This window comes from Pseudomonas sp. W15Feb34, from assembly GCF_023127765.1.
GTDB lineage: Bacteria > Pseudomonadota > Gammaproteobacteria > Pseudomonadales > Pseudomonadaceae > Aquipseudomonas > Aquipseudomonas synxantha_A.
Map to the genome: position 1 here is coordinate 130,786 of NZ_SPKN01000035.1, position 13,449 is coordinate 144,234.

The 13,449-nt window shown below is 57.8% G+C and carries 14 protein-coding genes and 1 pseudogene; 8 read left to right on the top strand and 7 right to left on the bottom strand.

The features are described 5' to 3' along the window. The coding region (locus E4O97_RS17490) for a hypothetical protein (RefSeq protein WP_248161822.1) at positions 1–204 on the top strand (204 nt) is incomplete at its 5' end. On the opposite strand, the gene E4O97_RS17495 is transcribed toward E4O97_RS17490, so the two are convergent. Continuing rightward, positions 205–822, bottom strand: coding sequence for a TetR/AcrR family transcriptional regulator (locus E4O97_RS17495; protein ID WP_005789869.1), 618 nt, complete (start codon positions 820–822; stop codon positions 205–207). Between the two features lie 136 nt (positions 823–958). Here E4O97_RS17495 and E4O97_RS17500 point away from each other — a divergent pair, with 136 nt between their 5' ends. Beyond that, on the top strand, positions 959–1,399 hold the full coding sequence (locus E4O97_RS17500) for a hotdog fold domain-containing protein (RefSeq protein ID WP_005789870.1): 441 nt from the start codon (positions 959–961) through the stop codon (positions 1,397–1,399). A 23-nt stretch (positions 1,400–1,422) separates the two neighbouring features. Here the strand turns inward: E4O97_RS17500 and E4O97_RS17505 are convergent, their stop codons facing one another. Next, on the bottom strand, positions 1,423–2,484 hold the full coding sequence (locus E4O97_RS17505) for an NAD(P)-dependent oxidoreductase (RefSeq protein ID WP_216091852.1): 1,062 nt from the start codon (positions 2,482–2,484) through the stop codon (positions 1,423–1,425). 434 nt (positions 2,485–2,918) lie between these two features. On the opposite strand from E4O97_RS17505, the gene E4O97_RS17510 reads away from it, so the two are divergent. Together E4O97_RS17510 and E4O97_RS17515 are read left to right on the top strand one after the other, a co-directional pair. Continuing rightward, positions 2,919–4,781 carry a DUF3857 and transglutaminase domain-containing protein gene (locus tag E4O97_RS17510; RefSeq protein WP_216091853.1) on the top strand — a complete coding sequence of 621 codons (1,863 nt, stop codon included), beginning with the start codon at positions 2,919–2,921 and terminating at the stop codon, positions 4,779–4,781. Positions 4,782–4,832: 51 nt separating this feature from the next. Next, complete coding sequence (locus tag E4O97_RS17515) at positions 4,833–5,213, top strand: hypothetical protein (RefSeq protein WP_248132494.1); 381 nt, start codon at positions 4,833–4,835, stop codon at positions 5,211–5,213. 188 nt (positions 5,214–5,401) lie between these two features. Here E4O97_RS17515 and E4O97_RS17520 read toward each other — a convergent pair whose 3' ends face one another. Beyond that, positions 5,402–6,706 (bottom strand): HAMP domain-containing sensor histidine kinase, encoded by a 1,305-nt coding sequence (locus E4O97_RS17520; protein WP_248132492.1) that lies wholly within the window; start codon positions 6,704–6,706, stop codon positions 5,402–5,404. Further along, complete coding sequence (locus tag E4O97_RS17525) at positions 6,699–7,373, bottom strand: response regulator transcription factor (RefSeq protein ID WP_248132490.1); 675 nt, start codon at positions 7,371–7,373, stop codon at positions 6,699–6,701. Before E4O97_RS17525 ends, E4O97_RS17520 begins: the two co-directional genes overlap by 8 nt. 137 nt (positions 7,374–7,510) lie before the next feature. Here E4O97_RS17525 and E4O97_RS17530 point away from each other — a divergent pair, with 137 nt between their 5' ends. After that, entirely contained in the window at positions 7,511–7,684 is a 174-nt protein-coding gene (locus tag E4O97_RS17530) for a hypothetical protein (RefSeq protein WP_164692209.1), read from the top strand. Beyond that, the gene (locus tag E4O97_RS17535) at positions 7,665–8,012 is read left to right on the top strand and encodes a hypothetical protein (RefSeq protein ID WP_248132488.1); all 348 of its coding nucleotides are present in this window, start codon (positions 7,665–7,667) and stop codon (positions 8,010–8,012) included. The genes E4O97_RS17530 and E4O97_RS17535 overlap by 20 nt, the downstream gene beginning before the upstream one ends. Before the next feature lie 120 nt (positions 8,013–8,132). Here E4O97_RS17535 and E4O97_RS17540 read toward each other — a convergent pair whose 3' ends face one another. Then, on the bottom strand, positions 8,133–9,629 hold the full coding sequence (locus E4O97_RS17540) for a PLP-dependent aminotransferase family protein (protein WP_248161823.1): 1,497 nt from the start codon (positions 9,627–9,629) through the stop codon (positions 8,133–8,135). Positions 9,630–9,724: 95 nt separating this feature from the next. Here E4O97_RS17540 and E4O97_RS17545 point away from each other — a divergent pair, with 95 nt between their 5' ends. Beyond that, on the top strand, positions 9,725–10,948 hold the full coding sequence (locus E4O97_RS17545; protein ID WP_248132484.1) for a benzoate/H(+) symporter BenE family transporter: 1,224 nt from the start codon (positions 9,725–9,727) through the stop codon (positions 10,946–10,948). Positions 10,949–11,100: 152 nt separating this feature from the next. Continuing rightward, positions 11,101–12,323, top strand: a protein-coding gene (locus E4O97_RS17550) for an IS3 family transposase (protein ID WP_187432757.1) whose coding sequence is annotated in 2 segments (ribosomal slippage) — positions 11,101–11,452 and positions 11,452–12,323 — 1,224 coding nt in all. Because the reading frame shifts where the segments join, the coding sequence is not laid out codon by codon here. A 351-nt stretch (positions 12,324–12,674) separates the two neighbouring features. Here the strand turns inward: E4O97_RS17550 and E4O97_RS17555 are convergent. Continuing rightward, a pseudogene (locus E4O97_RS17555) lies at positions 12,675–12,914 on the bottom strand (integrase core domain-containing protein); the annotation flags it as partial. Positions 12,915–13,074: 160 nt separating this feature from the next. Continuing rightward, positions 13,075–13,449: LysR substrate-binding domain-containing protein (locus E4O97_RS17560; RefSeq protein WP_248161824.1), on the bottom strand; the 375-nt coding region annotated here is incomplete at its 5' end.

Here is a 13,449-nt window from a genome sequence, read left to right on the forward strand (position 1 = left end):
ATTAGCGGTGCTGGGTTGATCTCGATTGGCAGGGCCATTGCGACAAACACAACTCCCGACAACAGCACCGCCCTAATGTGGGAGCTGTCGAGCCCCAGCGAGGCTGCGAAGGCGGCGGCACAGTTAACCCTTCATAGCCTGAACCATCGCTATCGCAGCCTCGCCAAAGCTCGACAGCTCCCACAGGGGGATGAGGAGGAATGACTAACGCTGGCTGATCGAGCTCCACGCCGCTTCAGCCAGCAGCTCACGGTACTCAAAGGGGCTCTTTTTGACCTTCGCCGACAGCCACGCACGGGAGTAGCTTTCCGCCGCGCCAATGATCAACGAAGGGATAAGTTCTGCGGGCAAATGGCTGAAGTGTTCCTTGCGCCCTTCCCCGCCCATCCACTCCTTCAACTGCTGGTTGCGCTGCTTGTTGCGCGCAATCAACTCGTCCTTGAACGGGCCGTTGGACACGGCAAAACGGCTTTGGAAAACAAACCGCGCCCAGTCCGGCTGGGCGGTGACCCATTCAACGTAGCTGTACACCAGGCCGACCACACCGGCGTGGGCCGTATCCGCCGCTTGCAGGTAGTGGTCACGCAGGCTGGCCTGGTCTTCCAGCGCAGCAAAGAACAGCGCGGCGACCAGCCCTTCCTTGTTGCCGAAGTGGTGATAGATAGCGCCCACGCTGGTGTCGCAGCGCGCACGGATGGTCTCGATGTTGGTCGCCTCGATGCCTGCCTCGTTAAAACAGGCCAACGCCTCACGCAGGATGGTGCGCTTGAGGTCGCTGCGCCTGCCGGGGAAGGTGCGCTCGATGAGATCGATGGAGTGCATGGGGGGGAACGCCAAATCAAAACAGTTTATAGGCTGAGCGACCGCCAGAGAAAGCTCGGGTTGACAGGCACGGAATCTACAGAATATTGTTCTGTTACGGAATATTATTCCGCAATTAAACCTTGAGGATATTCGTATGAGCCAAGCACTGAGCATGTTCAATAGCGTAGGTCCTGCCGCATTCAGCAACCTGGCGTGCCAGATGGCACCCTACTTCAGCACCATCACTCCCGAGATCGCGGAACTCAAGCCCAACCATGCAGTGGTCACCGTGCCGTTTCGCAAGGAAATCACCAACCACCTGGCTTCGGTGCATGCCATTGCGCTGTGCAACGCCGCCGAACTGGCCGGCGGCATGATGACCGATGCGTCGATCCCCGCTGGCGCACGCTGGATTCCCAAGGGCATGAGCGTGGAATACCTGGCCAAGGCGAAAACCGATATCCGCGCCGTCGCCGATGGCAGCGCTATCGATTGGCAGACCGCGGGCGACAAGATCGTGCCGGTAGAGATCTTCGATGCGGGCGGCGTCAAGGTCTTCACTGCCCACATCACCATGAATGTGAAGCTCGCTTAGCCCCTCAGCCGGCACAGGCGGTATCAGCGACACGGCATCTGCAAGGCGTGACTGAACGCGTGGATGTGGTCGACGATGCGCTGCGAAGCGGTGCGGATTGCGGTGGAGGTATTGCCGGCGATATGCGGCGTCAATTGCGCACCGGCAATGCCCGCCAACGGCGAGCTGAAACGGTCTTTTTCCAGGGCGAAGGTGTCAATGGCGACCGCCTTGATATGCCGGGGAAACCGGATCATGAAGGCGGCCAGTTGCTGCTCGTCGACGATGCCACCGCGAGCGGTATTGATCAGTATCGAACCCTGGCGCATCCGCTTGAACTCGGCGCTGCCGAATAAGCCGCGAGTCTGCGGGGTGAACGGCACATGGATCGAAACGATATTGGCCTCATCCAGCAACTGTTCCAGGGTTTGCCTGCGTTGCAGCCCGAGGCGGCGCGCCTCCTGCTCGGTAAAGCGCTCGGACCCGGTGGCAATCACCTTCATCCCCAAGGCGCTGGCTTTGCACGCCACCTGCTGGGCAATGCTGCCGGTGCCCACCAGCCCGAGGGTGAGTTCGGCGTATTCAGCAGCAGGCGCCAAGGTGCCTTTTGACCAGTGGCCTTGGTGGGTTTGCGCGTTGTAGTGGTCCAGATCCCGAGACAGAAACAACGCCTGGGCCAACACGTATTCAGCGACAGCAGTCGCGTTGGAACCCGGCGTATGCAGAACCGTCACTCCCGCCTGCTCGCACGCCTGTCGGTCGATATGGTTGAGACCGGTCCCGGCCTGGGCGATGGCGCGCAGCGGTGTGGGCAACCCGGGTGAGCTGGCGGCGCGAATCAGTTCGCCGCCCAGCGGGATGTTCAAGCGCGTCTTGAACACGCTGTAACCCCCAGCCTGATCCACCGCTGCGATAAAACCCCGCTCGTCGTGGCCGTTGATATCGGCATACCCGATGCGTGCGCCGTAGTGCTGCTGGATGCTGTGTTTATCGGTGAAGTAATACAGGTTAAGGACGACCGCCAAGCCCAGTTCAAGGAATCGATCGATTTCCTCATAGAGCAGCGGCGGACCGGGCGCGTCGAGTATCAGAGTGGTGAATGCCATGGGTTGATCCTTTTGAAGGCACCGCTAACTCAAACAATGGTTGCTTGATTGCCGCTTAGAAGACCGCATTGCCCAAGGCCGCCGCCCGCTTGGACCAATAAAGCATGGGCCTGATTTTTCGGTAAAAGACCTGTTTGGAATAAAACGAATGGAAAAAAATCATCGACCCGTCAAAAAAACACGCCTGCGCTCCATGACCATAATCGAGGCGTTTAACTTTTTGATTAATCAGGGCTAAATAAAATCATTCGAAAACGTCTTACTCAAAGGAAAATCTCGGCCCCCATAGCGTGCGAGAGAAACCTGAAAAAATCTTCATAACCCCTGAACGTCAGCCAATTGAGTAGGCGAAGCGCTTGCGAGTCCTGTCCATCGGCATATTCAGGAACATACGCCCCGGTGAAACGGCGCGCCCCTAGCTCAGAAGGATCTCTATGCAAAGCCTCCCGTTCTCTGCGTTACGCCTGTTCAGTGTGCTGGCAGTCATGGTCTGCGCGCTGTTGACGACGCAAGCCCGTGCCGATTACACCGACCTTTCCCTGACCCACGAAAAAAATATTCAGTCCTACGTCGTGAATGCCGACGGCAGCTTTGTACTGGATGTCGAACGGGTTATGCGGATCAATGAAGAGCGCGCGATCACCTCCAACGCCCAGCGCTCGGTCACCTACAATCGCACCCTCGAAACCCTGGATATCGTCGAGGCCTACACCCTCAAACCCGATGGCCGCAAAGTCGTGGTAACACCCGACCGGATCAAGGAGCAGCAGGAGCTTGAGTCTGCCCAGGCGCCGATGTTCCAGGACTCGCGGGTCAAGGTGGTGATCTTCCCGGAGCTGCAAGTGGGCGATCGGATGGTGCTGCGGTACCAGCGCCATCGCAATACGCCGTTGTTTCCAGGGCAGTTCGAGGACCTTTTCTCGCCGGATTTCTACCAGAATGAACAGGTGCGCCTGAGCTACGACATGCCCGCCGAAATGAAGCTGTACGCCGACTCACGGGGTTTCAAGGCGTCCACGCCAGCCAACGCCAACGGGCGAACGGTGTACCGCTGGGACTTGGAACAAACCAAGAAGAACCGCGTGGAAGAAGGCTCCGTTGCCTACACCGACTACGGGCAACTGCTGGCCGTATCGACGTTCACCGACTACAAACAGTTTGCCCAAGCCTACGCCGCACGCGCACAGGTAGAAGTGACCCCGGCCATGACCCAACTGGCCAAGGAACTCACCGCCAACCTCGACAGCCCACGCAGCAAGGCCCTGGTGCTGAGTGATTGGGTACGCAAGAACATCCGCTATGTGGCCGTGTACGTCGGAGCGGGTGGCGTGGTGCCGCATTCAGCGCAAGCGGTGCTGGATAACCGCTATGGCGACTGCAAGGACCATGTGGCCCTGCTTGAAGCGCTGCTCAAAGCCGTCGCCATTGAAAGCTCGCCCGCCCTGATCAACGCCGACAACGCCTACGTACTGCCCAAGGTACCGACCCTGGGCGTGCTCAACCATGTGATCACTTATGTACCCAGCCTCGATCTGTACCTGGACTCCACCGCAACGCCCATCGCCGCTGGCTACCTGCCTCTGCCCGAACTCGGCAAACCGGTGTTGCTGACACAGACCGGTGAACGTACACAAACGCCGTCCGGCCAGCCTGGCAAAGTGAACACAACCATCGCGTTCAAGGTCAACGCCAAAGGCGCTGCAGACTTTACCAATGACTCCACCATCGACGGTTGGGGCGCGGAGTTTAACCGCTTCATGCTCAAGGCCATGCAGCCGGCCGACCGTAATCAGTTGGTGCAGCAGATTCTGAGCATGTATGGGCAATCCGGCAGCGGGTTGATCGAAACTGACGCCTTGGACGGCACTGCCAATACCTTCAAATTCGCGATTAAAGGCCACACCAGCAACCTGGTGAACCTGCCTGGCCCGACCGGAGTGCCTACCCTCTCCAGCCTGGCCGGCGGTATTGGCCAGAGCGTGTTTTCCTTGATCGTCGAAAAGGAACGTACTCAGGCCTTCACTTGCCTCTCAAGTGAGATCACAGAGGTAGCGCGCCTGGAGTTCCCGGCCAAGGTGAAGATCCTCGCGGTGCCCAAGGCTGTGTCGGTGAAACAGGCAGGCTTCGACTATCGCTCGACCTATGTGAAGAAGGCCAATACGGTGCTGATCACGCGCCAATATGTGTTTAGCAAGCCAGAGATTCTCTGCACCCCGGAAGATTTTGCGGCCATGCAGCCGGCGATTGAAGACATGGTCAACGATTTGAAAAGCCAGGTCATTGTGCAGACGTTGTAACGCCCTCGCCCTTCTTGCGTGTCAGTGGTTATGCACTGGCGCGTGGGAATCGTGGATTACAACGTCGTGCCGTATGAGGTAATAGCTGACATCGCAACAGAAATCGATAAAGACGTCTTACTCGGGAGGAGCGATAACATGTATGTAGATGGATTAGTCATTCTTAGTGGTCTTTGGGGATTCATAGGCGCTTCAGTGTTGCTGCCCGCTTTTGTAGCAGGCAACTATCGTCTCGTCATCGCAATGGGTGCGTTGATTCTCGTGGTGAACTCTCTATTTCTGTATTTCAACCAACAAATGCTATTAATAGAGGCGTTGTTGCGAAGTACAGCAGTGGCATTGATTCACGTTTCTACAGCCTATCTGATCGTGCATTTCTTTCATCACAAACGGTCGGTATCAGATTTGTTTCGGCGTACCAGACACTCTTGAAAGAATCATGTCAGCCCATGAACAGAGCCCATAGCATCAACCTAGCTTTTTTGGTTTTTGCAATCAGCGACCACCTACATCGTCAGGCCAGGCAGTAACTTGCTGGTTGTGTACGTCCTTTAAATGCTGCCGCATCCGATATCCCCGTTATCTGATCAAGCGCAAGCAGAGCGCAGTCAGCCTCTATCTTACAACTCGCCAGCCCGCAACTTCGCAACATCAAGAATGACCGTAAACCGCTGTTGCTCACGAATCACCTCAATCTGCCAGCCCAGTTTTGCGCATAACTGCCGCATCAACTGCAGCCCAAGACCATAGCCAAAATCATCCGACTCCTGCTGCGGCCCCGTCTCCCTGATGTGATTGGCGATCATCAGCCGGGGGTATTTGAAGCTGATTTCTACGGTGCCTTCTTCAGCATATTGCAGGGCATTGCGCAGGAAGTTGCCGATCACGATGCGGCAGGCGGTCGGAGGCAATCGGCAAGGTCCGTCGTGGATGTCGATGCTCAACTCAATATCCCGGTTACCGATCAGGTAGCGGTGTTTTTCAATCAGGTCGCCCACCAGTTCGCTCAGGTCAACGTCTTCTTCCGGCAGTGGCTCGGGACGCTCGCGGCTCATCCACAGCAATGTCTCGGCGATCAGCTGCATGTTCATCACCGAGCGTTCTATGCGCTGCAACGAGGGTGGCAGGGCACCGCCCGACTGCAGGGCCAACAGTTCGATTGTGGCCTTGAGCACCGCCAGGGGCGTGCGCAGTTCATGGCTGGTGTAGCGCAACAGGCGGCCTTCTCGCTGGCTGGCGGCCTGCACTTGTTCAACACTATCGGCCAGTGCGTCGGCCAGCCGATTGAACTCCTTGAAGTTGAAGCCCGGCCGCTCGCTGGCCAGGGCGTCAGAATTGTTCAAGGTACTGGACCATTGGATCAGGCGTCCCAGCGGACGCACCAACCACCACACCAACAGCGCGATGATGATCAGCGCCGGCACGAATACTGCCAGGCTGATGAGCTGGACGCTTTCCAGTACCTGGTCAAAGTAGGCGTCGGACAATGGCGTCTCGACCTCACCCCCTACTTCCTTATCGTGGTCGATGTCATACATGTAGAGGGTTTTGCCGTCGCCCAGAGGCTGTTCGAGGATTATATGGAACGGCGCGTCGTCGTCATCAGAGTAGAGATCGCCGAAGATATTCACCGCGCCGAAAGACAGGTTTGGCGGTGCATTCAGCAACTCGCGCACATCCTGCGGCAACGCCTCCTTGCCGATGACACTGGTATAGAAGTAATTGTGCGGCGTCGGCGTGGCCGGATTTTGCTTGTAGTGCCTGACAAAATATTGGGCCTCCTCCTCCATCATCGCGCTGGCGGTGTAGAACAGGCCGCGCACGGTAAATTCAGGCAGCAGCTTGCTGTAGATCACCAGCACCACGGCAATCAGTAACAGGAAGCTGCCACTGATCACCCACTTCAAGCTCAGGCCATTACGCATGGGGTTTTACCTGAATGCCAACACCCGCCAGAGTGTGGATCAATGGCCGGCCAAACGGTTTGTCTACCGCCTTGCGCAGCCGATGCATATGCACTTTGAGGGTATTGCTGTCGGGCGGCTCATCGCCCCAGATTTTGCTTTCCAGACGCTCCCGGGGAACTGGCTCGGGGCTGGCGCGCATCAAGTGCTCCAGCAAGGCCCAGCAGATGGGTGAAAGATGCAGCTCCTGCCCTGCCCGGCTGACTTTGCGGGTGGTCAGCTCCATAACCAGGTCGTCCACTTGCAGACGGCTGGTCTGGCCGCTGCGCCGCAGGCTCAAGGCTCGAATCCGCGCCACCAGTTCGGCGAGCTCGAACGGCTTGACCAGATAGTCGTCGGCTCCCGCAGCAAAACTGGCGAGCTTGTCCGGCAACGCATCCAGCGAGGTCAACATCAGGATGGGGGTCTGGATGCCTTGCTGGCGCAACCGTGCGCACACCTGCTGGCCGTCCAGGCGCGGCAGCATGATGTCCAGCACAATGACGTCGTAATGTTGCTTGAGCGCCAAGTTGAGCCCGGCCTGGCCATTGCTGGCGTGATCGCAGACGATGCCGCTGATCTCCAGGTACTCGATGACGGTGGTGGCCAGGTCCAGGTTGTCCTCGACCAACAGCAGATGAATATGCACGGAAAAAACCCCTCGGGCAGGCAGTGCGCAGCGGTGTGAAGGATAGCGGAAGTCGGGCGGTTTCCCGTGATGTTTACCTGACGTTAACCCCGTGCGGCTTAGGCTAAGGCTCTTCTTATCCAGAGCTCGTCACCGTCATGAACCTGTATTCGATGATCAAAGGGGTGCTGTTAGCCGTGATTTTCCTCGCGCTGATGGTGGGCATCCTTCCACAGCAAACGCAGTTGGTACGCATGGGAGGCAATGGTTGGTTTCTGGTTGGCCAGAATGTTGAGCAGACAGGGTCGTGTGATGTCGCCCGTGCGTCGTGATGAGATAGGCGCCAGTTATGCCAGCCAGTTGGTCGCCTGCGTGGTGCTGGTTATTGGTGTGGCCGTTTCGATGGGTATCTATATCGCGCGCTTGAATGCGCACCTCGATGAGCAACGCGACCTGTCCTCGGTGTATCTGCCCGACTGCCCTGACGGGCGCGGTGGTTTTATGGTCTATCCCGATGACAGGCGCAGCGGTGACCAGTGCTACAACGCCGGTGAGGATGAGTTGATGGATGTCGATGAGCTGCAGCGGCTATCAGGCTCGAACCTTGCGCAATGGTTCGACTACATCCTGCCTGCGGTTCAAACTCCGAGCAGGCTTTAGATACGTCATGCCGCTCAATGAACTCTGTAGGAGCGAGCTTGCTCGCGAAAAACGTCAACGATAACGCGTGCTTCCTGAATGAACGCGGCGCCTGTGCGTTTTTCGCGAGCAAGCTCGCTCCTACGAGCCTATTGCTCTGGCCAGCCGCCGCATGGCTGTTTCGATTTCATGGGCGGTCAAGGATGAATACCCCAACAGCCAACCTTGTTTCTTCTCCTCGCCGGCATACAGCCGACTGAGGCCGGGCAACTGCACGCCTGCGCTGGCAGCTTGGCGGATGGTGTTTGCCTCCGACCAGCCATCGGCCAAAAGGCAGGGCATCTGCAGCCCGCCATGGGGGCACAAGGCTGTGGCAATTCCCTTCAAGTGTTTGCCGATGGCGGTGAGCATGACGGCACGGCGCGCGGCGTAAAGTTTGCGCATGGCTCGGACATGGGCGTGGTAGTGGCCGCCCTCCATGAAGCGCGCCAGCGTCAGTTGGAGGATCTGTGGCGTGTGACCGTCCATGATACTTCGTGCATAGGTGAAGGCGTTGACCAGTTCGGCAGGCAGCACCATGTAGCCCATCCGCAATCCGGGATAAAGCGTTTTGCTGAAGGTGCCGAGGTAGATCGTGCGCTGGTACGGGTCCAGGCCCTGAACGCAGGCAATCGGCGGCCCGTCGTAGTGGAACTCGCTGTCATAGTCGTCCTCGAGGATCCACTTGCCCTGCTCGGCCGCCCAGTTGATCAGCTCCAACCGGCGCTCCAGCGCTAACGTGGCGCCGGTGGGGTATTGATGCGAAGGCGTCACATAGACGCAATTGGCACCGCTGCGGTCTGCCCGCAACAGGTCGGTGCGTATGCCCGCGGCATCGACGTCAATGGACACCACCTGGGTCTGGGCCGCTTCAAAAGCCTTCTTGGCACCGTAGTAACCGGGGTTTTCCAGGAGGATGGGCTTGCCGGCGTCCACTAATAGTTGGGCACACAGGTACAGGGCCTGGCGAGTACTGCTCAATATCAGAACCTGGCTGGGTGAGCATTTGGCACCGCGTTCGAGGTTCAGGTAGGTGGCAATCGCCTTGCGCAAAGCCTCGGCGCCTTGCGGGTCGCCATGCAACAGGACGTTACCCCGGTAGTCCTTCATGGCCTGGCGTTGCAGGCGTTCCCATATATCGACAGGAAAGGTACGGGTTTCCGGCAGCCCTGTGGCAAAGGCCTTGACCGCCTGTTGATCGGTCACGCCACCGGTGTCGAATATCATCCGGCCGCGCCGGCTCAAGCCCGACCCTGGCGCCACATCGCTGCGCTGGGTTTCTTGTGTTTTCATGCGCCGGCGCGCAGCCCCGCGTAACTCTGCGCCCACAGCCGCCGATACATAACTGCCCGAGCCTTCGCGCCGCACAATGAAGCCATCGCGATGCAAATGCACGTAGGCGTTCTCGACCGTGTCGCGGGCAACACCGAGCGTTTTGGCCAGCACCCGGGTCGCCGGCAGCTTCAGGCCAGCATCGAGGGCCCCCTCCAGAATCAATGCACGCAGGGCGCGCTGGATCCGCTGATGCAGATCCAGCCGCTGAAACTCGGCATCGTTGAGCCGGATTTTCAGTGTTTCGAGCTCGAAGGTGTGCGCCATGCGGTCTGCTCTGTATTAATAAATTGGCCGGAATGAGCAGGCCAGTTTATCCGTAGACTCTGCGCATCGCCATTAGCAAGGAGCACCGTAACGCCATGCCTACGTCAACATCCCACTCATCTGTTCGACTCAGCGACCTCCTCCCGCCGATTGTGGCCGGCCTGATCTCGGTCATCGTCAACTATGGCGGCACCTTCATCCTGGTATTCCAGGCCGCCAAGGTCGCCGGGCTGAGCCCTGAGTTGACGGCATCCTGGGTGTGGTCGGTGTCGATCGGTGTGGGAGTTACCGGGCTGTTTCTCAGTTGGGTTTCCCGCACCCCCGTCATCACCGCCTGGTCGACACCGGCGGCAGCCTTTCTGGTGGTGGCCCTGTCCACTACCCCCTATGCCGAAGCGGTGGGCGCCTACATGATCTCGGGCGCGGCCTTCGTTCTGCTGGGCTTATCCGGCTATTTCGAAAAAGTCATCCGGCTGATCCCGCCAGGCGTGGCCGCCGGGTTGCTCGCCGGTATTCTGTTGCAGTTCGGCATAGGTGCTTTCGGCGGCATGAGCCTTGACCCTATGCTGGTCGGCTTGCTGATTGTTGCCTACCTGGTGCTCAAACGCCTGACCGCACGCTACGCGGTTGTGGGTATTCTGGCGTTGGGGCTGGCCTTCTTGCTGGCTCAGGGACGGGTCGACTTGTCGGGCCTGGAACTGCAACTGGCGGCGCCCGTGTTCACTCGGCCTGAGTTCTCGCTCAACGCCTTGCTCAGCGTCGCGCTGCCGCTGTTTCTGATCACCCTGACCGGCCAGTACATGCCCGGCATGCTGGTGCTGCGCAACGATGGGTTCAACACCAGTGCCAACGCTATCGTGACCATCACCGGGCTGGGCTCCTTGCTTATGGCGCCCTTTGGTTCGCACGCGTTCAATATCGCGGCGATCACCGCCGCCATCTGCACCGGAAAGCAAGCCCACGAAGAGCCCTCCAAGCGCTGGATTGCTGGGATAGCGGCGGGCATCTTTTACATCCTCGTCGGGGTCTTCGGCGTGACCCTCGCCGCGCTGTTCATGGCCTTTCCGGCCACCTTCATCACCACCCTGGCCGGGCTCGCCCTGCTCGGCACTATCGGCGGCAGCCTGGCCGGCGCCATGGCCGATGCCAGCTCCCGTGAGGCTTCGCTGATTACCTTTTTGGCAGCGGCCGCCAACATCACGTTGTTCGGGATTGGCGGGGCGTTTTGGGGGCTGCTGATTGGGTTGGTGGCGTACGTCGTGCTTAATGGGCGGTTGCCGCGGCGGGAGCTTGCTGCTCGTGAGAACGCTGCTAACTGAGGCACGCCCAGGTTTTTGATTTCTTCTGGCCCGCTTTGGGTTGACGGGCCAAATCCCAGATAAAAAAGCCTGCATCTCTGCAGGCTTTTATCTATCTGGTGTCCCGTCCTGAATAAGGTTTACGCCTTCTGGCCTATATTCAGGAGGAGTCAATGGATTCGGGCAAAAGGCGGAGCCAGCGTGACTACACGCTAGCCTTTAAATTATCGGTCGTAGACCAGGTCGAAAAGGGCGAGTTGAGTTATAAAGAGGCTCAACGGCGCTACGGCATTCAGGGCCGGTCCACGGTACTGGTCTGGCTACGCAAGCATGGCCGGCAGGACTGGAGCCAAGGCGCCTCAATTCGAGAACCGAGGAGCAGGTCCATGACCGAGCCAACCCTCCCGCTGACCCCCGAGCAGCGGATCAAAGAGCTCGAAGAACAGCTGGCGCTAAGCAATCAGAAAGCGCAATTCTTCGAAGCCGTCGTGAATGTTCTGAAGAATGACTACGGTGTTTCCATCGTAAAAAAGCGACCCGGCAAGTCCTCTCGCAAGGGCAAATCCAAGGCCTGAGCGTCACCAGGGCTTGCCTGTTCATGGGCATTTCGCGCCAAGCGTATTACCAACGCAATCGGGCTTTCGACGAGAGGGCTCGTCAAGATCAAGAAGTCATGGACTTTGTTCTTGAAAAGCGCCGCCGCCAGCCACGGATAGGCACGCGCAAGCTGCATTACCTGATGAGCGTCGAAGTCGGCGCATCAGTGCGGGTCGGCAGAGACCGCCTGTTTAGCATCCTGCGCAACGCTCGAGAGCTGGTTGTGCGCAAACGGGCTTACCACAAAACGACAGACAGCCATCACCGCTTTCGCCGCCATCCTAACCTGCTCAAAGCGGGTCAGGAGCAGATTGTGGCCAATAGGCCAGAGCAGGTCTGGGTTGCAGACATAACCTATCTGCCGACACAGGAAAGCGTGGTTTATGTGAGTCTGGTGACAGACGCCTACTCGCGCAAGATCGTAGGCCATCATGTGCATGAGAGCTTGCATACCGAGTCGGTGGTCAAGGCGATGGAAAAGGCAGTTGGTGAACGCCGAAGCACGCTGCCACTGATCCATCACTCAGACCGCGGAGCCCAATACTGCTCTGAACGTTATCAACGTTTGCACGCTAGTCATGGCATCAGATGCTCAATGACCGACGGCTATGACTGCTACCAGAATGCTCTGGCGGAGAGGATAAACGGCATTTTGAAGACCGAGTTCCTGCTGTATCGCCCTAAAAATCTGGCGGACGCAGTGAAAATGGTGGATGAGTCGGTGCTGATCTACAACGGGGAACGGCCACACCTGTCCCTGAAATACAAAACGCCCGATGCGGTGCATCGGGCGTTTTGAGACTGAAACAGGTGTAAATCTATTTCAGGACTAGACATGGCTCCACGACCTGGACTCGAACCAGGGACCCAATGATTAACAGTCATTTGCTAGCTGTTAGTCACACCGGTGCCACGAAAAACGTGGTGGAGACATAGAAACGCTGTGTAGCGCGAGCGCATGAACGCATCACGCCATGAAAGTTAGTCGCGTTGGATTAGCTTGTCAAAGCAGGGTAATTCATTGGGCTGTAGGAAAAGGAGACGGTAGGAGTCAGCTACCGCATCATCTCCAATGCATGCCTTACCTGGTCAACGTCGACGTGTGTAGTGGCCAACTAATCCCGGACGCGACGTTAAGTTTTTCCTCGGCCTACGCTGGTGCCAACCCATCGTTGAATTGATAAGACCGAATCCAGTTGTACCAATGCATCAAAAAATGGCTGATATCGCGCTTTGCTTCCTGCGCAGTTCGATAGCCCACGGTCGGTATCCATTCTGTTTTCAAGCTGCGAAATACGCGCTCCATCGGTGCGTTATCCCAGCAGTTTCCTCGTCGACTCATGCTCTGGCGCATGCGGTATCGCCACAACCGCTGGCGAAAGAGTCGGCTTGCATATACAGCAGCTCCGATTGGCGCAGCTTTTTGAAAGCGAACAATGTAGTCGCCAGCATGAGTCGTCGAGGCAACTGTCTGGGCCGGTTATCGACCGTTGCTCTGGTTGGCCATCCTTGTCCTCCCACATGTGGACGACTTGTCATGAACATCATCGCTACCCCAGCAAAGTATGAAGCTGTTGGCGTAATTCACCGGAGCTCAACTTCATCTCATCAATGAAGGACATTGCTACTGACGTCTGTGGCCGATACAACGGTGTGATGAGGTTGACGGAAAATGGTATCGAAATCGAAAACCGCCGCAAGCACACACCCTGACTGGCAAAACTCAAGGCCGTCAATGGATTGATAATGCCAACACCGACGTTTTGCTGAACGAAGAAGCAAACGGCCGCTGCGCTGTGGGTTTCTATGACCGTGCGACATTTGACTTGGGCTTCGGCAAGTATCTTGTCGAGGATGATCCGGTACGGGTCCTTGAATCGCCCCGGGTTTCGTAGACACCTCCATGCCTTAAACTGAGGCCAATC